Genomic DNA, 25,017 nt, shown 5'->3' on the forward strand with positions numbered 1-25,017 from the left:
GGACATGAGCATGCCCACCGACGCGCAGTACACAGAAGAACTCGACTACCTGGCCGAGTACGTCAACGACGACTGGCTGGGGTTCTCGGTGATCGCCGGAGCGGTCGGAACGCTGCTCGGCAAGGGCCGGCCCTTCCCTGAGCAGACGAGTCTGCTCCTGCGCATCGTCGGCGACCTGCTGGACCAGGGCGCCGAGGCGGGCGACCTGACGGACGATCCCGGTCGGCCGTTCAAGGCGTGGGGCACGAGCAGGGACGAGACGCTCTCCAGGATCAAGTCAGCCGTCGACGAGCTCGGGCATCTGCCGGACACCGGGGACATCTGCTGGTTCACGGTCGACGACTGACGCGGCGCGCGCGCCGGCCCGGGCCTGCGCCGCGTGGGCGCTTACCCGCTCGGGCGCGAGCGCGCCCGGCCTGCGGGCGGGCGGTTCCTCGCCCCGGCAGGGCCCGCACTTCCCGTCGGGCAGGGCCTCGGGACGTCCGGGCGCACGGCATTCCGAGCACTCCAGCATGCGCAGCGGGCGGCGGTCGGGGTGCGCGGCGCCGCCCCGGCCCGCCGGATCGGGCACGGGTTCGTCCTCCGGCTCGGGTTCCGGCGGCAGCTTGTCGGTGAGGCGCCGACGCACGAGCCCGGCGGCGTGGTGGATGTCGGACGGCAGCCCGTCGGTCAGCGCCCGCACGAGCATCTCCTCGGTGGCGCCCCGCTCGAACCACCGGGCGGCCAGGTCCTCCAGGGCGTCGCAGTCGCGCGCCGAGAGGGAGACGGCGGGGTTCCGTCGGCCGAGGCCGGCGAGGACGCGGTAGGCGGGGGAGCGCGCGGGCCGCGCGGTCGCGGGGCTGGGCGCGGGCGGCCGGGGCGGTGGCGCGTCGTCGGGCGTGGGGTCGGGCGTCACCGTGCCGTCGCACTCCGGCAGGGCGCCGCCTTCCTCAGGAAGGGACCCGGAGATGAACGCGGACCACCACGCGTCGTCGCGTGCCGTGCGGGAGAACCACGTACGGGTGACCCAGCGGGCGCCGGTCGGCAGGAGGAGGTGCTCGCGGCCCCGGCGCAGATGCCCAGCGCGTTGAAGGGCGTTGAGCGCGGTCCGCAGGGCGCACTGCCCGTACGGCGTGATCCTGGCCAGGCCCTTCACGGACATGTCGGTGCCGTCGGGCAGCCGGTCGATGAACGCGGCGATGGCCGCCTCGCGGGGCGGCAGGTGCGCGTAGTCGTGGACGGTGGGAGTGGCCGTGCTGCCGGTGGTCGTCGCCCGCTTGCCGTAGCCCGGGTTGGCCATCGGGTACGCGGTGGAGTGCGCGGGGTTCGGCGCGTCTCTAAACTGGGCGGCATCCATGGGGATCGTTCCTTTGCTTGGGATCTCGGTGGTAGGCCCCTGCCGGTGTTTGGCGCACCGGTTGGGGCTGATTCATGTCTGTGGGCAAGCTAAACCGCCGTAACGCTTCGTGGCAAATCCATCACGAAACGTCAACTGGCAAGGTCGGGTGGGCGGGTAGGAATGAGAACCCAACCGATCCTTCAAGGCAGCGCTCGAAGCTCGGAGCTCGCATCACAGGGCGCTGGGTTGTCGCATCTGCCCAGTTCAGCGAGGTGTCGGCGTTCGAGCCTCGGAGCTCGGGCTCCGAGGCTCGATGAACCGGAAACGGGGTGGGTGAATTCCGGCTATCGCGTCACTCGGTGTGCATGCGTGTGCTTACGGTGAACAACGGTGCGCCGGTACGCGGCGCTTCTGTCCGGGTGCGCGGGTGCTGTGAACGGAGGCACAACACGTGGAATTCGACGACGACTCGGGGGCGGTGCTCAAGGCGGTCGGCCGCCAGCTCAAGTCCTGGCGCGAACGCGCCGGGCTCACCCAGACCGAGTTGGGCGCGGCCATCGGGTACGGCGAGGAGCAGGTGTCGTCCGTCGAGCGCGGACGACGCGTGCCGCGCCCGGAGTTCCTGGACAAGGCGGACGAGGCCCTCGACGCGGGCGGCATCATCACGGCGATGAAGGTCGACGTGGCGGAGGCGCGCTACCCGAAGAAGGTCCGTGACCTTGCCAGGTTGGAGGCGGAGGCCGTCCAGTTGGCGGCTTACACCGAATCCGTGATTCACGGTCTGCTACAGACGCCGGAGTATGCGCGGGCCTTGTTCGGTACCAGGCGCCCTCTCTACGCAGAGGATGTCATCGACCGCGGAGTTGCCGCCCGGATGGCGCGGCAGACGATCATCGACGGGACGCCGGTTTCGCCGGGCTCGCCCGTTTTCAGCTTCGTCCAAGAAGAGGTGACCTTGCGCCGCCCGATCGGTGGGCGCTCGGTGCAGCGGCAGCAGCTCGAACGGTTGCTGGAGGTCGGGGAGTTCCGCAACGTCGAGATCCAGGTGATGCCGACCGGCCGCGAGGAGAACTCAGGCCTGACAGGAGGATTTCGCATCTTCAAGCTCCGCAACGGCAGCACATTGGGCTACATCGAGGGGTTGCAGATCACGCGCCTGGTCTCGGAGCCGAAGGAAGTCCAGTTCCTTGAGATGCAGTATGGAAGCATCCGGTCGCAGGCTTTCACTCCACGGGAGTCGCTCGCGTTCATTGAGAAGGTGCTGGAGGAGACATGAGAGCCGCGTGCAACCTTGCGGACGACAGTCAGTTGGTGTGGTTCAAGAGCAGTTACAGCAGCAACGATGTGAACTCCGACTGTGTCGAGATAGCGGCTGCGCCGCAGACCGTGCACGTGCGGGACTCCAAGGACGTGGTCGGTGGCCACCTGCGCTTCGGGCCCGGAGCTTGGGCGCAGTTCGTGGCGTACGCGTCCGGCCGCTGAACCAGGCGGATACGTGCCGCCATCCCTAAAGCATCGGCCGCATCGGCCTGTGGGGACGGAACGCAGGTGCCGTGCCACGTGAGGGCGCGGGGGCGGCGTGCAGCCGCGCTGCACCCGCACGCCCCGCCGTGCCCCCTCGCAGCGCGGGCGTCGGTCGGCCGACTGTCGAGTCATGGCGGACGACGATCCGAATACCGAGGTGACGTGCGCGGCCGGTTGCGACACCAGCGGACCCGCCGAGACGATGACGCTCATGCCCGGAGGCCAGTACCAGTGTGATCAATGCACTGGTGCTGTGATCGCACGCGGTTCTCTGGACGAGGTCCCGCTGGGCGACGACGACGGCTTGACTCGCCCGATCGGAGATCCGGATGAGGCCGCCCACCGCGGTGCCGCCTGACGGGCCGGTCAGCTCAGGGCGTAACGCTGCCGCAGCGGATACGAGACCAGAGCGATTGAGGGACTCGATGACGTCTGCCACCGTCAGCGGAGGCCGTCGGCAGCTGTCATCGATGCGCTGAACCACTCCGTAGACAGTCTCGATGACGAAGCCGGCTCAAGGGGCGTCTGCCGGGCCCAGGGGGCGGTATCGATGGAAGGCCTCGCGGGCGTCTGGGACGAACTTCTGCTGCGGTACCAGGGACTCGAGCTCCGACTTGGTGACCCATGCGTGCCAGGCGACTTCCTGGGGGTTTGGCCGGATGGGTGCCGTGATGACAACTTCGTGAAGTCCGAGCCAGTAGGGACTGATTGCTCCGGCGCACAAGAATTTGAGCACGAAACGCGGGGTCGCGTCGACCCCCAGTTCCTCCGATAGTTCCCGGGCTGCCGCCGCCTCATACGACTCGCCGACGTCAGCGGCGCCGCCGAGCATCCAGTTGTACTGACCAGGGAAGCGCGAGTCGTCGTCCTGGCGGCGATGCACAAGAAACCGTCCGTCTGCGTTGCGACACACGATCGTAGCGATCCGATGCATCCAGCCCTGACGAATGGCTTCGTCTCGATCAACGATGCCCAACACCTGGTCATGTTCATCGACGCGCTCAACCAGTTCACCCATGGTCGACACGATGCCAGTGATTGCTTGTGCCGAAGCCGTCAGGGCCTCACGCGAGCGTGTGCCGCCGGCGTCGCCGAGACCACGGGGGCTGGTACCCCATCTCTGATGGGGATATTTGATTCTCCTCGGGGGTGATCTGCTTGTGGGGCAAACCTGCTCGGGTTGGTTCCACTTGCCCGTGCAACGGCTCTGCCCGCAGTGCGGCGAGGAGTTCACCACCGGCCTGAGCCGCAAGCGGATCTACTGCTCGGCCGAGTGCCGCACCGCGTCGCGCCGCAGCGATGCCCATCTGGAGACCAGGACCTGCCCCGTCTGCGACAACCCGTTCCAGGCCGGGAAGATCGTCCGCACCGTCTGCTGCTCGCTGGTCTGCCGCCGCGAGTCCGAGCACCGCCGCGACCAGGCCCTGGACGAGGCACGGGCCCGCCGCCTCGGCCAGGCGCCGCTACCCGCGCCGCCGGCCCGGATCGAGCTCCCGCAGCCACCGTCGGTCCGTGCGCACTCGCGGCCGCCCGCCCCGGTCCGCGACCCGTTGGAGCCGACCGCGACTCGGAACTGCCCGCACTGCCAGCAACCGATCACCATCGTCCCTCTGTTGCCCACCCCGGAAGCCGCCCGGCCAACGATGCCCCACCACCGCACCGACGTCGTCCCGCTGCGGAGGACCCCCGTGACTGACATGCTCATGCTCCAAACGTCCAGGAACTGGTCACCCGCGGCCACAGCGACCACATCACCGACCTCGCGGTCGCGGCACTGACCGAACGGCACGGCAGATCTCTACCGTCCACGTCGGAAACCTAGAAGCCGAGATGACGCGATCTTGGAGGCTTCCGACCGGGCTGGCCTGGCTCGGGGAGACTGTCGTCGACGGCCTGCACCGAATCCTCGCGCAGGGCTTCGGCTACTCGGACGCTGAGGTCACCGGATTTCTCGGCCTCATCGACACCGACGACACGACCGCCCGACCTCCCTCTTCGCGGTCAGCACCAGCCAACCCGACAGCATCTGCCACTACGGCCAGATCCCGCACCGCTGGATCGACAACATCACCATCAGCGACCTCGACCCCGGGATCACCCCTGCCCTCCGCACCTACTTCGCGGCAGAGCCCGGCTGACCCTCACCGATCAACAGGCCCGGCGGCCTACAGCCGCCGGGCCCTCAACATCACCGAAATCGACCCGGATCTGCCGCGTCAAAGAAATTGAAGCACCTCGGTCAGTGCCCCGGGACGCCGGTTCACCGGCAAGGGATCAACCAAGTGAACCTGGCACCCCAGCGCGGCAGCACCGGTGTCCGCAATGGGCTCGTCTCCCACCATGAGTGCATCGCCGGGCGCCACTCCGAGCTTGTCGCACGCCATCTGGAAGATCCGGGAGTCGGGCTTCTTCACCCCGCACTCGAATGAGAGGAAGTAGGCTTCCACGAGGTCGTCGACACCGTGGTCACGGAAGACAGGGCGCATGTCCCAGCCAATGTTGCTGACGACAGCGACCGGGATGCCTCGCCCACACAAAGCGCGGAGGGTCGCCTCGGCGTCGGGATAGGGCTGCCATGCCCCGGACACCTGAGAACGCTCATACAGGGCTTCGGCCAGGTCAGCCGCTGGCAGTCCCGCTTCCCGGGCCATGGCCGTGAATGCCGCCCGGTGTCGTTCGGCGGTCAGATCGCGCTCCCGCCACAATCCCTCCAGATGAGGCGGAATTTGGCTGGGCGACACTCCGCCGGGCTGGGCCCCGAACTCCTCCAGCTCGCCGACGCACGCGTCAAGTTCGTCATCAGGAACAGCCAGACCAGCGTCCGCCACCACCGCGCGCAGCCACTCAGCGGCCGATTCGATCCGGAAGAGGGTCCCGGAAAAGTCGAACATCACACCCTTGATCATGCTGTCGATCCTGGCCGCAACGAAGAGCGGCCCGCAAGCCCGAGACAGTCAAGATATGAAGCCCGAGCGATCCGCTATGTCCTCAGATGCTTGAAGTCCGAATCAACTGAGGAACAAGATCCACGCTGGTCGATTCCAAGAATCGCCGTCATCTCGTGCATCCATCCCGGAACCGCGCTGCCGCAGGCCATCAGCATCGAACGTCCGGCCGCTGAAGCCGGGCGGACAAGCCGAGCAGTGCGGTCCCTCTACCCCGCGAAAGGCGTCGGCGGTGGTGGCGTGTGCGCGTCCCGTTGGCCTTGGGTCCGCCAGGCGCGGCACGCCACGAGGCGGGCCGTGACCCAGGGATCACTCGCCAAGCCGCTGGGTAGTCGGGTCTCCTCGTCGATGACGGCTGCAGCCAGCTGCCGGGCAGTGAGCCCTTCGGCGTCCCGCAGATCGGCGCCACTGAGGTCGGTGCCGAGGAGCGTGGCCTCGCCGAGAAGGGCGCCGCGCAGATCAGCCTCGGCCATCAGCGCGTTGTCGAGGCATGACCGCGCAAGAAACGAATGGCGCAGGTCGGCGCCGGTGAGTATGGCCCCGCTGAGGTCAGCGCCGCGCAGATCGGCGCGGCTCAGGTCCGCCCAGGTCAGGAGCGCCCGAGAGAGGCGGGGTCGGGCGTGGAAGTCGAAGCTGCGAAGCGGCAGGCCGGCCAGCTCGGTGGAGCGCAGGTCGATACGTCCGGCCTCCTCCCGTTGGGGGCGCCGGGCGAGAACCTCCACGGCGGCTTTGATGTCGGCCGGGGGTTCAGTGCCCCATGCCGGTACGGCTCGTGGCGGCACGGCGTCCCTTGAGCCGCTCGGCAGCGGAGGCGTACCGGGCCTGCGGGCGTTGGTGTGGACGAAAGCCGACAGAACTCCTACCACTGTGGCATGGTCCTGGGCGGACTCCGCCATGACGTGCTCGAGCCCGTATATGCCGCCCAGCCGTTCCTCGGGCTTGCCGGACGACAACTGCCCGACGGATCTGCTGAACCGCTCCGTGACCTGCCCGCGCCGTGAGAGCTGATAGGTACGAGCGGTGTATCCCAACCCGAGCAGTACGGACACCCCGGCCACGGCGGCCAGAACCGTCTGACGCACGGCGTTCAGCGCGTCTGCCCGGTCCTTGCCGTGAAGATCCCGAACGGTGCCGCCGGCCACCCACCATGACATCGGTCCGAGTACCACCAGGATCCCCATGATGACGAGGACCGTCCCCACCGCCGCTCCGCAGGCGGTCCGGTGACGGCGTATCAATCCGAGGCAGCGCTTCCCGATACGTATGAAGGGTCGATCGGCCATGCAGGCCATTCCATCGCATCGAAGCCCTGACCGGCGGTCTGTTCGGCTGAGTTCAGTCGCGCCGGGAGTCGTCCGCGCGCGGTGAAGGGACGGTTACGGCGCGCTTCACGGCGACTCCCGCCCAGACCGGTGCGGCGGTGTCGTCGAGGCCGCCGCCGGCCGGGGTCCCGATGTCGGTGACGACGGTGTCGGGCCGCCACCGGTGCGGCGGGACGAGGCCCGGCTCCACGAGCTCGGTGCCGTCGAAGAACGCGAGCGTCTCGTCGCGGCCGAGGGAGCGCAGGGCGGTGCCTTCGGCGGCGAAGTCGTCGTGCAGGGATGCGGACCGGCCCGCGAGCTCGCGCGCGAAGACGCTCAGCATCAGGTAGCTGCCGAGGGGGAGGGCGGCGACCAGGCGGCGGACGACCGCGTGCGGCTCGTCCTTCGGGTCGATCCAGTGCAGCAGGAGGCCCATCGTCAGCGCGACCGGCTGGGTGAGGTCGATCGTGTCGTGGAGCTCTGGCGCGTCGAGGATGGTGTCGGGGTCGGTGAAGTCGGCCTGGAGGTAGGTCGTACGGCCGGCCGGGTTGCTGACGTGCAGGGCGCGGGAGTGCGCCAGGACGATGGGGTCGTTGTCGACGTAGACGACGCGGGCCTCAGGCGCGATCTCCTGGGCGGCCTCGTGCAGGTTGGGCGAGGTCGGGATGCCGGTGCCGATGTCGAGGAACTGGCGGATGCCGGCCTCCTCGGCGAGGTGCCGCACGGCGCGCAGCACGAACTGCCGGTTGGCCACGGCGGCCGTCTTCACCGTGGGCATCTTCTCGGCGACCGCGTCGGCCATCGCGCGGTCGGCGGCGTAGTTCGTCTTGCCACCGAGGAACACGTCGTAGATGCGCGCCGGGTGGGCACGGTCGGTACCCAGGTCGATCGGCGGTCGATAGGCCGCGCCGCCCGTACGGTCGTCCGCTGTCGGCAACGAACTGCCCTCCCCTTCGCGCGTGCTTGTGCCGCATGACGGTACCGGGTGTCACGGCGTCAGCACGAGCGGGGCGACCGACGCACGCCCGCGTGACGGTCGTCGGCCCCGTACTGGGTGCGCTGCACTGAGCCGCGCTTTTCCCTGCGCGTCAGCTGATGCGCCACAGCGTCCCCAGCGCGCGCATCCAGGTGTCCCTCGGGAGGGCCCCGATGTCGCGGTACATGCGGCCCGTTGAGGGTGCGGTCAGGCGGCTTCGAGTTCGAGGCCGCAGTAGTCGACGGCGTACGTCCGCCGCGGACGGCTGGAGCGCGCACGGCGGCAACTGCACGCCGGCACTTCTCGGACAGCAGTCACTTCACCCGCGGCTTCAAGAAGCGGTACGGGCAGACTCCCAGGCGGCCGGCGGCCGGCGACCGTCCCCGACGAAGGGACACGAAGGGACGCGCCGCCCGCAGGCCCCTGAGGCTCCTTGATGCCGGGGCCGGATCGCGGCGGACGACCGGAGCCGTGCATAGTTCCAGGTATGACGACAATCGCGATGCCCGACGGCCGGCAGCTCGACATGGCCGTGAGCGGGCCCGAGGGGGGAGTGCCGCTGGTCTTCCACCACGGCACACCCGGCGCCGTGACGCCGTTCCGCTTCCTGCAGCACGCTGCCCATGAGCGGGGCCTGCGCCTCGTGACCTTCTCGCGGGCCGGGTACGGCGGGTCCACGCGCGCGGCCGGCCGGGAGATCGTGGACGCGGCCGGGGATGTGCGAGCGGTTCTCGACCATCTCGGAGCCCCGCGCTGTCTGGTCGCCGGGTGGTCGGGCGGTGGGCCGCACGCCCTGGCCACGGCGGCACGCCTGCCGGACAGGGTGGCAGGCGTGACCGCCATCGCCGGTGTCGCACCGTACGGAGTGCCGGATCTGGACTACATGGCGGGAATGGGAGAGCAGAACGTCGAGGAGGTGGAGCTGTCCCTGGAGGGCGAGGCGACCCTGCGGCCGTGGCTGGAGAACGAGGCGGCCGGACTGCGCGACACCGACACGGCGGGACTGATCGCCGGCCTGGAGAGCCTGCTGCCCGCGATCGACAAGGCGGTCCTGACGCGGGAACTCGGCGATGACCTGGCGGCCAACTTCTCGGAGGGGCTGCGGACCGGTGTGGACGGTTGGGTCGACGACGACCTCGCGTTCGTCAAGCCCTGGGGATTCGCACTCGACGAAATCACGGTGCCCGCCTTCGTCTGGCAGGGAACGGAAGACCTGATGGTGCCGTTCTCCTACGGCCAGTGGCTCGCGGCGAACATCCCCGGTGCCGTGGCCCACCTCGAAGAAGGCGAGGGACACCTCTCGGTGGTTGTGGGCCGTGTCGACGGCATGCTCGATGAGCTGATCAGCACGCTGTGACACGCCCGCCGCGCGGCCCGGCGCCCTGCGCCCGGCGGGGGACGCCGGGCCAGGGCACGGGTCAGCCGGCGTCCGCCGCGAACGCCACCTTCGCCGTGTCGACGGTCCCTGCCCGGCGGCCGGGTGCTTCCTGCCACTGCCAGTAGAGGTTGGTGTGTGCGATCACCTGTTCCGGGGTGGGCGCGCCGTACTCGGTGAGGTCCCCCGTCGTGTGCGCGTCGCCGACCAGGGTCACGTCGTACCCGCGGGCGAAGGCTCCGTGCAGCGTCGAGCGGATGCACGCGTCCGTCGCGGCGCCCGTCACGACGAGCCGGCCGACGCCGCGCTCGGCGAGCAGCCCTTCCAACTCGGTGTCCTCGAACGAGTCACCGTAGTTCTTGTGGACGAGGGGCTCGGCGTCCTGGCGCACCAGCTCCCGCACGTACTGCCAGGGCTCACTGCCCCGCTCGAGGTCGTCGTCGGAATGCTGCACCCACACCACGGTCACGTTCTCGGCGCGGGCCTTGCCCACCAGCGTGTTGATGTTCGCGACCACGCCATCGCGGTCGTGAGTGCCTGCCATCACCCCCTGCTGGACGTCGATGACGAGCAGCGCGGTGTTCGGCCGATCGGGCAGCGTTGTCAAGTGAACTCCCGTTTGTCGTCCTGCTTGTCGTCACGGTCACGGACCTGGCGTTGTCCACACAGTAGGCCGGGGCACTGACAACGGCAGCGGTTACGGGCGCTCCTCCCGCTCGGTCTCAGCCGCGTACGCGGGGCGGGCGAGCTGTTCGCGTACCCATGCCGGGTCGGGGTTGGTGTGGGGGCTGTTCGCGACGAAGACCGTCGGCACCGTCTCGTTGCCCTCGTTGACGGCCCGTACGGCCGCCGCCGCTTCCGGGTCGGACCAGATGTTCACCCAGTGCAACTGCCCGGCGCGGTGGCCGAGTCGCATGCGCAGGCGGATGCAGTACGTGCAGCCGGGGCGCCAGAAGACGACCGGGCGGCCGTCGGCAGCGGCGCGGCGCTCGGCTTCCGCCGCGTCCGTCGACCTCGGGAAGAAGAGAGGGGAGCTGACGCCCGCGTAGAGGATGAAGAACAGCAGGAACGCGAGCGACACGGCCGTGGATCCGCTGACGTACAGCCCGGCCGATACGACCAGGCCGCAGACCAGGAGCAGTGCCGGCGGTCCCCATACGCGTCTCATGGACAGACACGCTATCGGCGGGGGATGACGGCGGCCAGGGGGTCAGGGAGTCAGGGGGCCCGGGGGCCCGGGTGGCCAGGGGGAGGCAGGGGCGGCCGGGTGCCACCCCTGCGCTCGCGTGGGGCGGGTGGTCAGGCCGCCAGGCGGGTGGCGAGGTCCTTGGCCTTGGTGGCGGCCTGCTCGTGCGCCTGCTCGCGGGACTTGGCGGCCAGCGGGCGCAGCGCGGCCATCTCCTCCTTGACGGGGGCCAGGGTCAGCTCGGGCACGATGAACTCGATGTCGGTGGCCCCGAACATGCCCTCCAGGACCTTGCGCAGGTAGTTCTGCACGAACTCGAAGTCCTCGCGCGGGGTGCCGGGCGCGTAGGAGCCGCCGCGGCTGGCCACGATCGTGAAGGGCTTCTTGCCGACGGCGGAGTCGGGAGTGGCGTTGTGGCCCGCGATGATCGCGTGGTCGAGCCAGGCCTTCAGGCTCGACGGGATGGTGAAGTTGTACATCGGGGCGCCGATGAGGATGGCGTCCGCGGCCTCCAGCTCGGCGGCGAGCTCCGCGCGCAGGGAGTGGTCCTTGCCCGCGGCGGCAGCGGCGGCGTCGAGGTGCGGGAGCGGCTGTGCGGCCAGGTCCCGGTAGACCACGGTGCCGGCCGGGTGCTGCTCCTTCCAGGCCTCGACGAACTTGGCGGTGACCTCACGCGACGCCGAGCCCTCGGGGAAGAGGGACGAGTCGATGTGCAGAAGCGTGGCCATGGGGAGCTCTCCAATGGATCAGGGCATGACGGGGTAGGGCGGTGCGGCGGAAGTTATGGTTGAGCGTTGAACCTTCCGTCCCTACCTATGGATAACACAGTTCCTTACTTTTTTTCATCCCCGACAGGAAGGTCAGTGCTCCCACTAGGCTGTGAGGCATGGCGCAGCACAGCGAAGACGCGTGCAAACAGGTGGACGCGGGGATCACTCGCGTCTTCGAGCTGCTCGGAAAGCGCTGGACGGGCCCGATCATCTCCGTACTCCTGGCGCACCCGGTGCACTTCTCCGAGCTCAGGAGGGCCATTCCGGGCATCAGCGAGCGCATGCTCTCCGACCGGCTGAGCGAGCTCGGCTCGGCCGGGCTGGTCGTGCGCGAGGTGGACGATGGCCCGCCGCTGAGGGTCGCCTACCGGCTCACGGAGAGCGGCGCGGCGATGGAGCCCGCGCTCAACGAGCTGCTGAGGTGGGCGGAATCACACATGGGGATCCCGAAGGGCAGCTGCTAGTAGCAGTCTGTTGTCGGAGCCGGCCCCGCCAGGGTCTACGCCCGGGGTGTGCCGTCCCAGCGCCATGTGGTGAGGCGGGGGTGCCCGGGGAGTTCGGCGCGCCCGGTCGCCCACAGCAGGGTCGGCCAGGGGTCCGTCGTCGCCGGGGCGTCGGGGAACAGCCGGGCGAGCGTCCGGGCGCAGAGGCCGGCGGGCGGCGTCCAGGAGAGCCCGAGCCCGTCCGCCAGGTCGTGCGTGTGCACCAGCGTCTCCACCACGCCCATCGCCGCGAAGCCCTCGGGGTCCGAAACCCCGAACACGTGGTAGGCGCGGGTCTCGTCCGGTGTCGTCCGCACCATGGCGACCAGCAGCGCGGCGCTCGCCTCCAGCACCTGCATCAGGCCGCCCGGGCCCGCGTCACGGTCCGCGAAGACCATGTTCGTGGGCCCGCCAGGCCGCTTCTTCCGCATGTCGAAGGGGACGTGGGTGTCCAGCGGCGGTTGCCTCGGGCCGAGTTGGGCGGCGTAGAAGAACAGGTCGTCGGCGAGGTGCTCGACGGTCTCCCAGCAGTCCCACTCCAGCGAACCGGCCTTGCCGTCCCACGCCTCCGCGGGCGCCGTGCGAAGCACGTCGACGGCGAGCCTGACGGCATGGTCCAGGTCGTCAGGCGTGACGGGGGAGGCGGGCGTCGGTTCGGCTTCGGCTGAACGGGACATGGCGGGACCGTATCGCGGACACGGTGCGGGGCGGGGCGGCGGCCGGGGCCACTAGGCTGGCCGGGTGACGCAGGACGTACCCCCTGAAGCCCACGAACCCCAGAGCGCCCGGCTCGAGCGTGCCGTGCGGGCGGCCGAGCACGCCCTCATCGAGTTCGAGATCGCCCTTGAGACGTTCAGGATCGAGGTCGAGAACTTCTCGCGACTGCACCACCAGCGGCTCGGCCCCATGTACGCCCGCCTCGACGAGCTCGACGCCCTGATCGCCGAGGCCAGGGCGCGGCGCAGCGGCGACCCCGAGGACCTGCGCAAGGCGCAGGAGGCGCGCGGCATGGTCCAGCCGATGCCGGGCGTCGAGGAGCTGTTCCACGACTGGCTCGACTCCGACGGGCTCTCCCCCGAGGCCGCCGCGATGCTCACCGAGCAGCCCGTACGACCGCCGCGCCGCGTGCGGCCGAGCGACGAGGCGCGCAAGCTCTACCGCGAGCTCGCCCGCAAGGCGCACCCCGACCTCGCGCAGGAGGAGGACGAGCGGGCCCGCCGCGAGGAGTTCATCGCGCGCGTGAACGGCGCGTACGGGCGCGGCGACGAGGCGCTGCTGAAGGAGCTCGCCGCGGAGTGGGAGGCGGGGCCGGCCCCGAAGCCCACGCCGCTCACCGAGAGCGAGCAGCTCTACGCGCGGCTCGAATGGCTCTCGCAGCGCAAGGAGCTGCTCACGCTGCTGGCGAAGGACCTGGAGGAGTCCGCCATCGGCGCCATGCTGCGAATGGCGCCCGACGACCCCGACCGGCTGCTGGAAGAGGTCGCCGAGCAGCTGCTCGCGCAGGTCGCCGAGCGTGAGGCCGAGCTCGGCGAGCTCGTGCAGTAGGTTCGGGAGGACAGGCCCGAACCTAGAAGAGAGCATGACCATGAGCTTTGCCGCGCTGCCCTCCGTCGACGTCGGCTCGCTGCCCGCCGACGCCCTCCTGATCGACGTCAGGGAGGACGACGAGTGGTCCGCCGGCCACGCCGAAGGCGCGCTGCACGTGCCGATGAGCGCGTTCGTCGACCGCTTCGGCGAGGTCTCCGAGGCCGTGTCCGACGGCCGCACCGCCTACGTGGTGTGCAGGTCGGGCGGCCGGTCGGCGCAGGTCACCCAGTACCTCGTGCAGCAGGGCGTGGACGCGGTCAACGTCGACGGCGGCATGATGGCCTGGGACGGCGCCGGACGCCCCCTGGTCAGCGACAACGGCTCCGCCACCGTCCTGTAGCCCGCGCCCGCGAGCCCGCTCGGGCGCGCCGCCGCGGACCGAGTCCGCACGGTCATCGGCCGCCGGGCGTCGTCCCCTTGCGCGGACCGCCGGCGAGCCGATCGCCGGGTGCCGGCCGCCCTGCCGGCGCCTCACCTGTCGAAGTCGAGCTCCACCTGCGGCGTCACCGCGTGTGACTGGCATGCCAGCACGTAGCCGGCCTCCGTCTCCTCCGGCTCCAGCGCGAAGTTGCGGTCCATGGTGACCTCGCCCGAGACGAGGAACGCCCTGCACGTGCCGCAGACACCGCCCCTGCACGCGTACGGCGCGTCCGCGCGCGCCCTGAGCACCGTCTCGAGCAGCGGCTCGCCCGCCTGGACCGGCCAGCTGCCGGACCGGCCCGCGAGCGTGGCCGTGAGCGTGGAGCCCGCCGCCGGGGGCGCCGGTGCGGGTATCGCCTCGCTCACCGCGTCCACGTGGAAGATCTCCTGGTGGATGCGGCTACGGTCGACGCCGAGCCCGCGCAGCGCACGGTCGGCGCCCGCCACGAGGCCGAGCGGCCCGCACAGGAACCAGCCGTCGACATCCGCCACGGGCAGCAGCGAGGGCAGCAGCCTGGTGAGCCGCTCGCGGTCCAGCCTGCCCGCCGGCAGGCCCGCCTGCTGCTCCTCCCGCGACACTACGGTGACCAGCTGGAAGCGGTCGGGGTAGCGGTCCTTCAGGTCGGCCACGTCGTCCAGGAACATCGTCGACGCGACCGTACGGTCACTGCGCACCAGGCAGAACCGGGCCTTGGGCTCGCGCGCGAGGAGCGTCGAGGCGATCGAGAGCACCGGCGTGATCCCGCTGCCGCCGACGACCGCCGCGAACCGCCCCGGCCTGGGCTCCAGCACGAACCGGCCCGTCGGCTCCATCACCTCGACCGTGTCGCCCACGGCCAGGCCCTTGAACGCGTACGGGGAGAACGCGCCGCCCTCCACCAGCCGCACCCCGACCCGCAGCAGCGGCTCCGCACCTGCGGGCGCGCAGATCGAGTACGTGCGCCTGACCTCCTCGCCGTCCTCGCCCGTCCTGCGCAGCGCGATGTGCTGGCCGGGCGTGTGCAGGAAGGACCCGCGCAGCTCGGGCGGCACCTCGAAGGTGAGGGCGACCGCGTCGTCCGTGAGGCGTTCGACCTCGCTGACCCGGAGCGGATGGAACATCTACAACTCCTTGAAGTGGTCGAACGGCTCTCCGCACGCCGTGCAGCGGCGCAGCGCCTTGCACGCGGTGGAGGAGAACCTGCTCAGCAACTCGGTGGCCGTGGACCCGCAGTGCGGGCAGCGGATCGTGAGGGAGAGCGCCACCGCGCCGTCCGCGCCGCGCGGCCGGGGCGGCGCGATGCCCGACTCGTCGAGCTTGCGCCGCCCTTCCGCGCTGATGTCGTCGGTCGACCAGGGCGGCGAAAGCACCGTGACCACCGAGACGTCACGCTCGCCGTGCGTGTGCAGCACCTGCTCTATGTCGGTGGCCATCGTCTCTATCGCGGGGCAGCCCGTGTACGTCGGCGTGAGCTCGACCCGGACCGCCCGGTGCCCGTCGCCCGCGTACTCCACCCGCACGTCACGCAGCACGCCGAGCTCGGCGAGCGTCACGACCGGCAGCTCGGGGTCGGGCACGGCGCCGGCCAGCCGGCGCAGCTCGCGCTCCAGCGCCGTCTCGCCGGCGCCGGGCGGCGTTCGCGGCGTGGGCGGCGGCGCGGAGCGCGCGCCCGTCACCATGTCGCACCCGGGTGGCTGCGGTGCAGGTGCTGCATCTCGGCGAGCATCCGGCCGAACGGCTCGGTGTGCAGGCCCTGCCGCCCGGCGCCCGCCGCCCAGCCGCCCCGCCTCGGCCCGTCGGGCAGCGTCAGCGTGGCGCGCTCCAGCACCTCCCCTATGTCCACCAGCCACTCGGCCTCCAGGGCCGCCGGATCGGCGTCGAGTCCCTCGACGGGCTGGAACAGCTCGCCGGTGAACTTCCACAGCGCCGTGCAGGCACGCTGCATGCGCGTATGGCTCTCGTCCGTGCCGTCGCCCAGCCTGAGCGTCCACAACCGGGCGTGGTCCAGGTGGTACTCGACCTCCTTGGCGGCCTTGGCCGCGAGCGGTGCCAGGGCGCTGTCCGTGGCGGCCAGCGCACGGTAGAGGGGGAGCTGGTAGGCGGAGAAGTAGAGCTGGCGGGCGATCGTGTGCGCGAAGTCGCCGTCTGGCTGCTCCACCAACTGCACGTTGCGGAAGGCCCGTTCCTCACGGAGGTAGGCCAGCTCGTCCTCGTCGCCGACGAGGGAGTACAGCGACCTTGCCTGGCCGAGCAGGTCGAGCGCGATGTTGGCGAGCGCGACCTCCTCCTCAAGGACGGGCGCGTGGCCCGCCCACTCCCCCAGCCGGTGCGAGAGCACCAGCGCGTCGTCGGCGAGGGCCAGTGCGGCGCTCACAGGTGCTTCACCCCCTCGGGGATCTCGTAGAACGTCGGGTGCCGGTAGGGCTTGTCGGCGGCCGGGGCGAAGAACGGGTCCTTCTCGTCGGGCGAGGAGGCCGTGATCGCGGCGGAGGGCACGACCCAGAGGGACACGCCCTCACCGCGCCGGGTGTAGAGGTCGCGCGCATTGCGCAGGGCCAGCTCCGCGTCCGGCGCGTGCAGACTGCCCGCATGCGTGTGGGACAGGCCGCGCCGCGAGCGCACGAACACCTCCCACAGGGGCCACTCCGTCTGCTCGCTCATGCCGCTACCGCCTTCTCGTCAGAACCCGCCGCCTGCTTCGCCGCGTACGCCGCCGCCGCGTCCCGCACCCACGCGCCGTCCTCATGGGCGCGGCGGCGCTGCGTTATCCGCTCCTCGTTGCACGGGCCGTTGCCCTTGAGCACCGCCTGGAACTCCGACCAGTCGATCGCGCCGAAGTCGTGTCCGCCCTTGTCCTCGTTCCACCTGAGGTCCGGGTCGGGGAGCGTGAGGCCGAGCGCCTCGGCCTGCGGGACGCAGATGTCCACGAACCGCTGCCGCAGCTCGTCGTTGGAGAACCGCTTGATCTTCCAGGCGGTGGACTGGGCCGAATGGGCGGATTCGCCGTCCGGCGGGCCGAACATCATGAGCGACGGCCACCACCAGCGGTCCACCGCGTCCTGCGCCATCGCGTGCTGCTCGGGGGTGCCCTCGCTCAACGCGAGCAGCAGCTCGAACCCCTGGCGCTGGTGGAAGGACTCCTCCTTGCAGATGCGGATCATCGCGCGGGCGTAGGGGCCGTAGGAGCAGCGGCACAGCGGGACCTGGTTCGTGATCGCGGCACCGTCCACGAGCCAGCCGATCGCGCCGACGTCCGCCCAGGTCAGTGTCGGGTAGTTGAAGATCGACGAGTACTTCTGGCGGCCCGCGTGCAGCTTGTCGAGCAGCTCGTCCCTGCCCGTGCCGAGCGTCTCCGTGGCGCTGTAGAGGTACAGGCCGTGCCCCGCCTCGTCCTGCACCTTGGCCATCAGGATCGCCTTGCGCCGCAGTGAGGGGGCACGGGTGATCCAGTTGGCCTCCGGCTGCATGCCGATGATCTCCGAGTGCGCGTGCTGAGCCATCTGCCGTACCAGCGTCGCGCGGTAGGCGTCCGGCATCCAGTCCCGCGGCTCGATGCGCTCCTCGGCCGCCACGGCGGCGTCGAACGCCGCCAGGAAGGCGTCCTCGCCGCTCCCGGCGCCCTCGGCCGCGCTCGCCCCACCCGCCACTGCCGTCATCACGACTCCCTACCGACCGATCGTTCGGTTCCCGGACTTCAATGGTCGGTCGACGGCCCGTAGGGTGTCAACCCTGTGGATAACTGGCTCGCGGGAGCGACACGGATCGGGGCGGGATGGATTCGCACGGGGACAGGGGGACGGGCGCGGGCGGGCCCGTGGGGCCCGAGGGAACGGGGCCCGGCGCGCCGCATCCGTGGGACGCTCCCGCGCCGGGCCCGACCCGCCTCGGCACCGGGCGCCCCGGTGCCTGGGGCCCTGGCCCGGTGCCTCCGGACGCCGGGGATGCTGCTTCCGGCCCCGGCGACCCGGCCACCGGCCCTGGCGACCTGGGCACTGGCGCCTCCGCTCCGGAGACGGACGGTTCTGGCATCGGGCATCCCGGTGCCTGGGACCCGGGCCCTGTGGCGGCGGACGCCGGGGGCCAGTCTTCCGGTCCCGTCGGTGCGGGCGCCGACTCGGGAGGCGGGGCCTCCGGCTCGGGCGGTCCTGGCACCGGCGCCCCGGCTTGGGAGGCGGGCCGCCCAGGCGCTGGGCATCCCGGCGCCTGCGGCCCTGCCCCCGTGGCTCCGGACGCCGGCGGCGCGGACTCCGGTCCCGGCGGCGCGGCCGCACAGGACGGAGCGGCCGGGGGGCCGCGGCCGCCCGGGGCGGGGATAGCCGGCCTGTCCCGCCGCTACCGGTGGGTCGCCGGCGCCGGGATCGTCGCCGTGCTCGCCGTCGTCTGCGTCCACCTGGCGATGGTCTTCTTCTACGTGGCCCCCGCCAACACGGTCTCCAAGCAGCACTCGCAGCTGATCAACCGGTGGGTGAACCCCGAGTTCGAGCAGAACTGGAAGCTGTTCGCGCCCAACCCGTTGCAGCAGAACGTGCACGTCCAGGCGCGGGCCCGGATCAAGGACGCCTCCGGACGGATGTCCACAGGCCCCTGGACCGACCTGTCGGCGCAGGACGCCGCCGCGATCCGGCACAACCCGCTGCCCAGCCACACCCAGCAGAACGAGCTCCGCCGCGCCTGGGACTACTTCACGCAGACGCACGACTCCAAGGAGCGGCCGATCGGCACGAGGGGCAAGCTCTCCGAGGCGTACATGCGCCGCCTCGTCGTGCTGCGGCTCGGCCGGGACCACCCGGGGGAGGCGATGGCCGGCATCCAGGTACGGTCCGCGACCATGAACGTCGCGCCGCCGCCGTACGCCGAGGAGAGCACCGACACCCGCACCTCCTACCGCACCTTCCCGTGGTGGACGGTCGGGCCGTCCGACGTGCCCGGCGGTGTGGACAAGTCCGTCGTCGCCGCGAGCGGGACCGAGGGGGCCGCGAAGTGAGCACCCCGACGCCCATGCCGCCCCCGGCCCCTGCCCCGGCCGCGCCGCGCCGCCCCGACCGCGAGCGCGACCCGCTGGAGCGGATCGCGCGCGCCCTCCAGCGCGTCACGGCCACCTCGTTCGGCCGGTACCAGAGCGCCCTCATCCGCATCGGCTTCGCCGGCACCTGGTTCGCCTTCCTGCTGCGCGAATTGCCGCACAGGAACGAGATGTACGGACCCGACGCGCCCTGGAGCTGGGGTCTGGCCAAGCAGCTGATCGCCGGGAACGGCGCCTTCAGCGGGCTGATGTGGTCGGACAGCGCCGTCTGGTTCGAGATCGTCTACGCCGTCGCGGTCATCTCCAGCCTGCTGCTGATGCTCGGCTGGCGAACCAGGACGATGTCGTTCCTCTTCATGTTCGGCGTGCTGTCCCTGCAGAACCGCTCCGTCTTCCTCGGCGACGGCGGCGACAACGTCATCCACCTGATGGCGATCTACCTGGTGTTCACGCGGTGCGGCCAGGTCTGGTCGCTGGACGCGCGCCGTGCGGCCGCGCCGGCGCGCGCCGGCCGGGCGGACCGGGTCGGACCCGCCCTGTGGGCGGTCATGGGCGCGTTCCTCGTCGCCGGCGCGGTGACCGGCCGCGTCGACATCCAGCTGTGGATGCAGGTCCTGCTCTGGGGCGGCTGGGCGGCGCACGGCCTGTGGTGGGCGGCGAACCGGTACGCGCCCGGTGGCCAGGAGCGCTCGCTCCTCGACGTCTTCGCGAACCTCTTCCACAACGCGGCCCTCCTCGTGATCGCCGCGGAGGTCTGCTTCGTCTATGCCACCGCCGGCTGGTACAAGATCCAGGGCACGCGCTGGGAGGACGGCACCGCGCTGTACTACCCGCTGAAGCTCGACTACTTCACGCCGTGGCCGCACCTGTCCGGGCTGCTCGCCGCCAGCAGCCTGTTCGTGCTGCTGTTCTCCTACGGGACGGTGATGGTGCAGGTCGCCTTCCCGTTCACGCTGGTCAACAGGCGCGTCAAGAACGTCCTGCTGGTGGGCATGATGATCGAGCACGCGGGCATCGCCGTCCTGCTGGGGCTCCCGTTCTTCTCCCTCGCCATGATCACCGCGGACGCGGTGTTCCTCCCGACGGGGTTCCTGCTGTGGCTGGGCGGCAGGGTCGCCCGGGGGCGGGCCCGGGTGCTGCGGCGGGCGGCCCCCCTGCCGGGCCAGCGGCGGGACAGCACCGAGGAGAGCCGTACCCTCATCGGATGAGCAGTGACACGCCGACCGGTGGCGCGCAGGCCAGCGGTGCGACGGCCGGGGAGCCGGCGCAGTACGACGAGGGGTTCGGCCCCGAGGTCGGCGTGGGGCCCCACCCCGGGCCCTGGCCGGCGGACGACCGCTACGACCCCGCGCTGCTCGCGGCAGGCGACCGGCGCAATGTGGCCGACCGGTTCCGCTACTGGCGGCGCGAGGCGATCGTCGCCGACCTGGACACGCGCCGGCACGACTTCCACGTGGCCGTGGAGAACTGGAACCACGACTTCAACATCGGCTCCGTGGTCCGCACGGCCAACGCCTTCCTGGCCCGCGAGATCCATATCGTCGGGCGGCGCCGCTGGAACCGGCGCGGCGCCATGGTCACCGACCGCTACCAGCATGTGCGCCACCACGCCGGCACGGCCGAGCTGACCTCGTGGGCCGATGCCGAGGACCTGCCGGTCATCGGCATCGACAACCTGCCGGGCGCCGTGCCCCTTGAGCACACCGAACTTCCCCGACGCTGCGTCCTCCTGTTCGGCCAGGAGGGCCCGGGGCTCACCGAGGAGGCGCGCGCCCACGCGGCGATGGTGTGCTCCATCGCGCAGTTCGGCTCGACGCGCTCGATCAACGCCGGGGCGGCTGCCGCGATCGCCATGCACGCCTGGATCCAGCGGTACGCGCACATCCCGGTGGCCCCGGCCGGCTGAGCGCCGGGGCCACCGCCGCGGGCGCCGCGTCAGACCGGGCGGCGCACCTCGACCGTACGGAAGCGGTTCGCCACGAACGCCGCGTCGCACAGCGCCGCGTTCGCCGCCGGATTGCCGCCCGAACCGTGGAAGTCGGAGAACGCCGCCGTCTGGTTCACGTACACGCCGCCCGTCAGGTTCAGCGACAGCTGCGCCGACTCCTCCAGGCAGACGTCCTCCACGGCGGCCTCCACGTCGGCGGACGTCGTGTACGCGCCGACCGTCATGGCGCCCTTCTCGCGCACCGTGCGCCGCAGCAGCTCGACCGCGTCGCCCGTGGAGTCGACGGCGACCGCGAACGACACGGGACCGAAGCACTCCGCGAGGTAGGGCACCTCGCCCGTGTCCTGCCCGTCCTTGTGCGATCCGTCGGCCTTGACGATCAGCGGCGTGCGCACCACGGCGTCAGGGAACTCCGGGTGGACCACCTCGCGCGAGGCGAGCGCCACCTCGCCGAGCTCGGCGGCCGCCTCCAGGCGCGCCTTGACGTCCGGGTTGACGAGCGCGCCGAGCAGCGCGCTCGCTCGCGCGTCGTCGCCGAGAAGCTTGTCCACAGCCCCCGCGATGTCGGCCACGACCTCGTCGTACGTCTTGTGGCCCGCGTCGGTCCCGATGCCGTCGCGCGGGATGAGCAGGTTCTGCGGGGTGGTGCACATCTGGCCGCTGTAGAGGGAGAGCGAGAACGCCAGGTTGCCGAGCATGCCCCGGTAGTCGTCCGTGGAGTCCACGACGACGGTGTTCACGCCGGCCTTCTCCGTGTAGACCTGCGCCTGCCGCGCGTGCTCCTCCAGCCAGTCGCCGAAGGCCGTCGAGCCCGTGTAGTCGATGATGCGGACCTCCGGGCGCAGCGCCAGCACCTTGGCCAGGCCCTCGCCCGGGCGGTCCACGGCGAGCGCGACCAGGTTCGCGTCGAAACCGGCCTCCGCGAGCACCTCGCGCGCCACGCGCACCGTCATCGCCAGCGGCAGCACCGCGCGGGGGTGCGGCTTGACCAGCACGGGGTTGCCCGTGGCCAGGGAGGCGAACAGGCCCGGGTAGCCGTTCCACGTCGGGAACGTGTTGCAGCCGACGAGCAGCGCGATGCCGCGCGGCACCGCCGTGAACGTCTTGCGCATCTCCAGCGGGTCGCGCTTGCCCTGCGGCTTCGACCAGGGCGCCGCCGCCGGCGTGCGCGTCTGCTCCGCGTACGCGTACGCCACCGCTTCGAGGCCCCTGTCCTGCGCGTTGGCCCCGCCGGCCTGCAGCGCCATCACGAAGGCCTGGCCGCTCGTGTGCATCACCGCATGCGCGAACTCGTGCGTACGGGCGGAGATGCGCGCGAGGATCTCCAGGCAGACCAGGGCGCGCGTCTCGGGCCCGGCTTCGCGCCACGCGCGCATGCCCGCCCGCATGGCGGGCAGCAGCTCGTCCACGTCGGAGTGCGGGTACTCGACGCCGAGCGCCGGGCCGTACGGCGATGTCTCGGCGCCCGTCCAGCCGTCCGTGCCGGGCTGGCCGAGCTCGAATCGGCTGCCCCGCAGCGCCTCGAACGCGGCGAGCCCGTCGGCGGGGCCCGTCTCGCCGTACGCCTTCGGGTGCTCGGGGTGGGGCGACCAGTAGGCGCGGGTGCGGATGGCGTCGAGCGCCTCGTCGAGCGTGGCCCTGCGGGTCTCGGCGAGCTTCTGGACGCTGAGCTGCGCGGTCATGGTGTGGGACCAACTCCTCATCGAGCCGGGTGTGCGGGTCGTCGAGCCGGTGGGCGGACGGTCCGCGCGAAGCCCGGGACACACGTGCACGGACAGGGTTAGAGTAACCGAACGATCGGTCGGTTCAAGAGGGTCCTGGCAGATCTGTGGACAACCCCTGGGAGGATCGTGTCCATGGCAGCAGTCGCGCATCGCCGTCCCGTCTCGGTGGTCGGCACCGGCACCATGGGACAGGGCATAGCCCAGGTCGCCCTGGTCGCGGGCCACCCCGTCCGCCTCTACGACGCGGCCCCCGGCCGCTCGGGGGAGGCCGTCTCGGCGGTCACCGCCCGGCTCGACAGGATGGTCGAGAAGGGCCGGCTCGAACGCGCCGAGCGCGACGCCGCGGTGGAGCGCCTCACGGCGGTCGACGACCTCGCGGGCCTCGCGGGCAGCGCGCTCGTCGTGGAGGCCGTACTGGAGGACGCGGCGGTCAAGCGGCAGCTGTTCGCCGATCTTGAGAAGGTCGTCGCTGACGACTGCCTGCTCGCCACCAACACCTCGTCCCTCGCCGTCACCGAGATCGCGGGCGCGCTGCGGATGCCCGGCCGCTTCGTCGGGCTGCACTTCTTCAACCCCGCACCGCTGCTGCCGCTTGTCGAGGTCGTCAGTGGGTACGCGACGGACCCGGCAGCGGCCGACCTGGCGTACGACACCGCGCGTGCGTGGGGAAAAACCCCGGTGCGCTGCTCGGACACCCCCGGCTTCATCGTCAACCGCATCGCCCGCCCCTTCTACGCGGAGGCCTTCCGCCTCCACGAGGAGCGCGCCGCGGGCGCGGCGACGATCGACGCGGTCCTGCGCGGCTCGGGCGGCTTCCGCATGGGCCCGTTCGAGCTCACCGACCTGATCGGGCAGGACGTCAACGAGGCGGTCACCCGCTCCGTCTGGGACGCGTTCTTCCACGACCCGAAGTTCACGCCGTCCCTCGCTCAGCACAGGCTCGTCCAGGCGGGCCGCCTCGGCCGCAAGTCGGGGCACGGCTGGTTCCCGTACGGGGACGGCGCGGCGGCGCCCGAGCCGGGTACCCGGGCGCCGTGCGAGGCGCCCCGCGAGGTCGTCGTGCACGGCGACCTCGGGCCCGCTGCCGCCCTCGCAGGCATGCTGCGCGAGGCCGGCGTCGAGGTGCACGCCGGCCGCGGGGACGGCGTTGGGGAGATCGAGGTGCCGGGAGGCGCGCGACTTTTCCTCGCCGGTACCGGCCCCCGCGACGGCAGCGCCGCGGGCGCCGTCCGCTTCGACCTCGCCCTCGACTACGGCTCGTGCACCCGTGTCGCCCTGGCGCCCGCCGGCGGCAACGGCGAGAGCGGCCTGCGCGCGGCCGTCGGCCTTTTCCAGCTCCTCGGTAAAGAGGTCAGCGTCATCGCCGACGTGCCCGGCATGGTCGTGGCGAGGACAGTCGCCATGCTCATCGACCTCGCGCTCGACGCGGAGGCGCGCGGCGTCGCCTCCCTTCAGGACATCGACACCGCGATGCGGCTCGGCGTCAACTACCCGGCGGGCCCGGGCGAGTGGTGCACGCGCGTGGGCGCGGGATGGGCGCTCGGCGTGCTGCGTGAGCTGCACGAGGAGCACCCGGGCGGCCGGTACGCGCCGAGCCGCGCCCTGCGCGTGCGCGCCGGCGACACGGAGGACGGCTCGTGACCACGCCACGGCGCGACACGTACACGCCGGAGACGCTGCTGTCCGTCGCCGTCGCGGTCTTCAACGAACGCGGCTACGACGGCACGTCGATGGAGCACCTCTCCAAGGCGGCCGGCATCTCCAAGTCGTCGATCTACCACCACGTCGCGGGCAAGGAGGAGCTGCTGCGACGCGCCGTGAGCCGTGCGCTCGACGGCCTCTTCGCCATCCTCGACGAGGACGGCGCGACGCGCGGCAAGGCGCTCGCGCGCGTCGAGTACGTCACCCGGCGCATGGTGGAGGTGCTGACGGCGGAGCTGCCGTACGTGACGCTGCTGCTGCGCGTCAGGGGCAACACCCGCACGGAGCGCTGGGCCATGGAGCGGCGCCGCGAGTTCGACCAGCGCGTCGCCGAGCTGCTCGGGGCCGCCGCGTCCGAGGGCGACCTGCGGACCGACGTCGAGGCCCGGCTCGCCACGCGCCTGGTGTTCGGGATGGTCAACTCGCTGGTGGAGTGGTACCGCCCGGACGCGCCGGGCGGCTACGACCCGAAGCAGGTCGCGGACGCGGTGGTGCGGCTCGCGTTCGACGGCCTCCGAGCGCCGGGCCCGCACGCGGGCTCGGACAGCGCCCCGCGCGGGCTGCCCCTGTAGCCCAAGGGCGCGAAGGCCGGGCACGCCCCGAACAGCCCATGCGCCCGGGGCGCTCCCGTGCGGCAGGATGCGCTCCGGGACAGGCGCCGTGCCCACTTCAGGAGAAGCGGCATGCGAAGGCGGCTCGGCGCCGGCACGCGACTCCCGCATGGGACGGCGTGGCAGCCGGACGCGCCGTCCCTCGG

29 protein-coding genes are annotated in these 25,017 nt (G+C 71.5%); 14 read left to right on the forward strand and 15 right to left on the reverse strand.

Going from position 1 to position 25,017, the window contains the following annotated elements; genetic code table 11:
* The first annotated feature begins 4 nt into the window (after positions 1–4).
* Complete coding sequence (locus tag IH48_RS0118930) at positions 5–346, forward strand: hypothetical protein (RefSeq protein WP_051840115.1); 342 nt, start codon at positions 5–7, stop codon at positions 344–346.
* Here the strand turns inward: IH48_RS0118930 and IH48_RS0118935 are convergent.
* Positions 278–1,336, reverse strand: coding sequence for a hypothetical protein (locus tag IH48_RS0118935; protein ID WP_199809971.1), 1,059 nt, complete (start codon positions 1,334–1,336; stop codon positions 278–280). The genes IH48_RS0118930 and IH48_RS0118935 overlap by 69 nt on opposite strands.
* 433 nt (positions 1,337–1,769) lie before the next feature.
* Here IH48_RS0118935 and IH48_RS0118940 point away from each other — a divergent pair, with 433 nt between their 5' ends.
* The 3 genes from IH48_RS0118940 to IH48_RS0118950 all read left to right on the forward strand — a co-directional run bounded on the left by IH48_RS0118940 (position 1,770) and on the right by IH48_RS0118950 (position 3,200).
* Positions 1,770–2,594, forward strand: coding sequence for a helix-turn-helix domain-containing protein (locus IH48_RS0118940; RefSeq protein WP_030905541.1), 825 nt, complete (start codon positions 1,770–1,772; stop codon positions 2,592–2,594).
* Positions 2,591–2,800 (forward strand): DUF397 domain-containing protein, encoded by a 210-nt coding sequence (locus IH48_RS0118945; protein WP_030905544.1) that lies wholly within the window; start codon positions 2,591–2,593, stop codon positions 2,798–2,800. Before IH48_RS0118940 ends, IH48_RS0118945 begins: the two co-directional genes overlap by 4 nt.
* A 172-nt stretch (positions 2,801–2,972) precedes the next feature.
* Positions 2,973–3,200 carry a hypothetical protein gene (locus IH48_RS0118950; RefSeq protein ID WP_030905547.1) on the forward strand — a complete coding sequence of 76 codons (228 nt, stop codon included), beginning with the start codon at positions 2,973–2,975 and terminating at the stop codon, positions 3,198–3,200.
* 156 nt (positions 3,201–3,356) lie between these two features.
* Here IH48_RS0118950 and IH48_RS0118955 read toward each other — a convergent pair whose 3' ends face one another.
* A complete protein-coding gene (locus tag IH48_RS0118955; protein ID WP_030905550.1) occupies positions 3,357–3,860 on the reverse strand; it encodes an NUDIX hydrolase in 504 nt (167 codons plus the stop codon).
* 172 nt (positions 3,861–4,032) lie between these two features.
* Here IH48_RS0118955 and IH48_RS36305 point away from each other — a divergent pair, with 172 nt between their 5' ends.
* A complete protein-coding gene (locus IH48_RS36305; protein WP_158710323.1) occupies positions 4,033–4,620 on the forward strand; it encodes a hypothetical protein in 588 nt (195 codons plus the stop codon).
* Positions 4,621–5,058: 438 nt separating this feature from the next.
* On the opposite strand, the gene IH48_RS0118965 is transcribed toward IH48_RS36305, so the two are convergent.
* The 3 genes from IH48_RS0118965 to IH48_RS0118975 all read right to left on the reverse strand — a co-directional run bounded on the left by IH48_RS0118965 (position 5,059) and on the right by IH48_RS0118975 (position 8,025).
* On the reverse strand, positions 5,059–5,748 hold the full coding sequence (locus IH48_RS0118965; RefSeq protein ID WP_030905556.1) for an HAD family hydrolase: 690 nt from the start codon (positions 5,746–5,748) through the stop codon (positions 5,059–5,061).
* A 248-nt stretch (positions 5,749–5,996) separates the two neighbouring features.
* Complete coding sequence (locus IH48_RS34470; RefSeq protein WP_158710324.1) at positions 5,997–7,070, reverse strand: pentapeptide repeat-containing protein; 1,074 nt, start codon at positions 7,068–7,070, stop codon at positions 5,997–5,999.
* A gap of 52 nt (positions 7,071–7,122) precedes the next feature.
* Positions 7,123–8,025, reverse strand: a complete 903-nt coding sequence (locus tag IH48_RS0118975) for an SAM-dependent methyltransferase (RefSeq protein ID WP_051840121.1) — start codon at positions 8,023–8,025, stop codon at positions 7,123–7,125.
* A gap of 526 nt (positions 8,026–8,551) precedes the next feature.
* Here IH48_RS0118975 and IH48_RS0118980 point away from each other — a divergent pair.
* The gene (locus IH48_RS0118980) at positions 8,552–9,421 is read left to right on the forward strand and encodes an alpha/beta fold hydrolase (RefSeq protein WP_037842515.1); all 870 of its coding nucleotides are present in this window, start codon (positions 8,552–8,554) and stop codon (positions 9,419–9,421) included.
* Positions 9,422–9,482: 61 nt separating this feature from the next.
* Here IH48_RS0118980 and IH48_RS0118985 read toward each other — a convergent pair whose 3' ends face one another.
* From IH48_RS0118985 to IH48_RS0118995, 3 genes are all read right to left on the reverse strand, one after another.
* Positions 9,483–10,046: an isochorismatase family protein gene (locus IH48_RS0118985; protein WP_030905567.1), complete on the reverse strand. Its 564-nt coding sequence runs from the start codon at positions 10,044–10,046 to the stop codon at positions 9,483–9,485.
* 90 nt (positions 10,047–10,136) lie between these two features.
* Positions 10,137–10,607: a glutaredoxin domain-containing protein gene (locus tag IH48_RS0118990; RefSeq protein WP_051840124.1), complete on the reverse strand. Its 471-nt coding sequence runs from the start codon at positions 10,605–10,607 to the stop codon at positions 10,137–10,139.
* A 131-nt stretch (positions 10,608–10,738) separates the two neighbouring features.
* A complete protein-coding gene (locus tag IH48_RS0118995) occupies positions 10,739–11,353 on the reverse strand; it encodes an FMN-dependent NADH-azoreductase (protein WP_030905573.1) in 615 nt (204 codons plus the stop codon).
* A gap of 158 nt (positions 11,354–11,511) precedes the next feature.
* Here IH48_RS0118995 and IH48_RS0119000 point away from each other — a divergent pair, with 158 nt between their 5' ends.
* Positions 11,512–11,859, forward strand: a complete 348-nt coding sequence (locus IH48_RS0119000) for a winged helix-turn-helix transcriptional regulator (protein ID WP_030905576.1) — start codon at positions 11,512–11,514, stop codon at positions 11,857–11,859.
* 35 nt (positions 11,860–11,894) lie between these two features.
* Here the strand turns inward: IH48_RS0119000 and IH48_RS0119005 are convergent, their stop codons facing one another.
* On the reverse strand, positions 11,895–12,554 hold the full coding sequence (locus IH48_RS0119005) for a maleylpyruvate isomerase N-terminal domain-containing protein (protein ID WP_030905579.1): 660 nt from the start codon (positions 12,552–12,554) through the stop codon (positions 11,895–11,897).
* 64 nt (positions 12,555–12,618) lie between these two features.
* Between IH48_RS0119005 and IH48_RS0119010 the strand changes: the two genes are divergently transcribed.
* Together IH48_RS0119010 and IH48_RS0119015 are read left to right on the forward strand one after the other, a co-directional pair.
* Positions 12,619–13,422, forward strand: a complete 804-nt coding sequence (locus tag IH48_RS0119010) for a hypothetical protein (RefSeq protein ID WP_078849851.1) — start codon at positions 12,619–12,621, stop codon at positions 13,420–13,422.
* A 40-nt stretch (positions 13,423–13,462) separates the two neighbouring features.
* Positions 13,463–13,804 (forward strand): rhodanese-like domain-containing protein, encoded by a 342-nt coding sequence (locus tag IH48_RS0119015; RefSeq protein WP_030905585.1) that lies wholly within the window; start codon positions 13,463–13,465, stop codon positions 13,802–13,804.
* Positions 13,805–13,935: 131 nt separating this feature from the next.
* Here the strand turns inward: IH48_RS0119015 and IH48_RS0119020 are convergent, their stop codons facing one another.
* The 5 genes from IH48_RS0119020 to paaA are packed head-to-tail and all read right to left on the reverse strand — an operon-like array spanning position 13,936 to position 17,520.
* Positions 13,936–14,985 (reverse strand): 2Fe-2S iron-sulfur cluster-binding protein, encoded by a 1,050-nt coding sequence (locus tag IH48_RS0119020; protein WP_030905588.1) that lies wholly within the window; start codon positions 14,983–14,985, stop codon positions 13,936–13,938.
* The gene (gene paaD, locus IH48_RS0119025; RefSeq protein WP_051840127.1) at positions 14,986–15,543 is read right to left on the reverse strand and encodes a 1,2-phenylacetyl-CoA epoxidase subunit PaaD; all 558 of its coding nucleotides are present in this window, start codon (positions 15,541–15,543) and stop codon (positions 14,986–14,988) included.
* On the reverse strand, positions 15,537–16,238 hold the full coding sequence (gene paaC / locus IH48_RS0119030) for a 1,2-phenylacetyl-CoA epoxidase subunit PaaC (RefSeq protein ID WP_030905594.1): 702 nt from the start codon (positions 16,236–16,238) through the stop codon (positions 15,537–15,539). Before paaC ends, paaD begins: the two co-directional genes overlap by 7 nt.
* Positions 16,235–16,525 (reverse strand): 1,2-phenylacetyl-CoA epoxidase subunit PaaB, encoded by a 291-nt coding sequence (paaB, locus tag IH48_RS0119035; protein ID WP_030905597.1) that lies wholly within the window; start codon positions 16,523–16,525, stop codon positions 16,235–16,237. The genes paaC and paaB overlap by 4 nt, the downstream gene beginning before the upstream one ends.
* Positions 16,522–17,520, reverse strand: a complete 999-nt coding sequence (gene paaA / locus IH48_RS0119040) for a 1,2-phenylacetyl-CoA epoxidase subunit PaaA (protein ID WP_030905599.1) — start codon at positions 17,518–17,520, stop codon at positions 16,522–16,524. Before paaA ends, paaB begins: the two co-directional genes overlap by 4 nt.
* Positions 17,521–18,083: 563 nt before the next feature.
* Between paaA and IH48_RS0119045 the strand changes: the two genes are divergently transcribed.
* Genes IH48_RS0119045 through IH48_RS0119055 form a run of 3 tightly spaced genes read left to right on the forward strand, consistent with a single transcriptional unit; the run spans position 18,084 to position 20,793 of the window.
* Positions 18,084–18,848: a DUF5819 family protein gene (locus IH48_RS0119045; RefSeq protein WP_051840129.1), complete on the forward strand. Its 765-nt coding sequence runs from the start codon at positions 18,084–18,086 to the stop codon at positions 18,846–18,848.
* 14 nt (positions 18,849–18,862) lie between these two features.
* Positions 18,863–20,095, forward strand: a complete 1,233-nt coding sequence (locus tag IH48_RS0119050) for an HTTM domain-containing protein (protein WP_051840132.1) — start codon at positions 18,863–18,865, stop codon at positions 20,093–20,095.
* On the forward strand, positions 20,092–20,793 hold the full coding sequence (locus IH48_RS0119055) for a TrmH family RNA methyltransferase (RefSeq protein WP_030905608.1): 702 nt from the start codon (positions 20,092–20,094) through the stop codon (positions 20,791–20,793). Before IH48_RS0119050 ends, IH48_RS0119055 begins: the two co-directional genes overlap by 4 nt.
* Before the next feature lie 29 nt (positions 20,794–20,822).
* On the opposite strand, the gene paaN is transcribed toward IH48_RS0119055, so the two are convergent.
* Positions 20,823–22,517: a phenylacetic acid degradation protein PaaN gene (paaN, locus tag IH48_RS0119060; RefSeq protein ID WP_030905611.1), complete on the reverse strand. Its 1,695-nt coding sequence runs from the start codon at positions 22,515–22,517 to the stop codon at positions 20,823–20,825.
* 174 nt (positions 22,518–22,691) lie between these two features.
* Here paaN and IH48_RS0119065 point away from each other — a divergent pair, with 174 nt between their 5' ends.
* Together IH48_RS0119065 and IH48_RS0119070 are read left to right on the forward strand one after the other, a co-directional pair.
* Positions 22,692–24,200: a 3-hydroxyacyl-CoA dehydrogenase gene (locus IH48_RS0119065; RefSeq protein WP_030905614.1), complete on the forward strand. Its 1,509-nt coding sequence runs from the start codon at positions 22,692–22,694 to the stop codon at positions 24,198–24,200.
* Positions 24,197–24,832 carry a TetR/AcrR family transcriptional regulator gene (locus IH48_RS0119070; protein ID WP_037842519.1) on the forward strand — a complete coding sequence of 212 codons (636 nt, stop codon included), beginning with the start codon at positions 24,197–24,199 and terminating at the stop codon, positions 24,830–24,832. The genes IH48_RS0119065 and IH48_RS0119070 overlap by 4 nt, the downstream gene beginning before the upstream one ends.
* Positions 24,833–25,017: the final 185 nt, after the last annotated feature.

This window comes from Streptomyces sp. NRRL F-5126 (assembly GCF_000721265.1).
Taxonomy (GTDB): domain Bacteria; phylum Actinomycetota; class Actinomycetes; order Streptomycetales; family Streptomycetaceae; genus Streptomyces.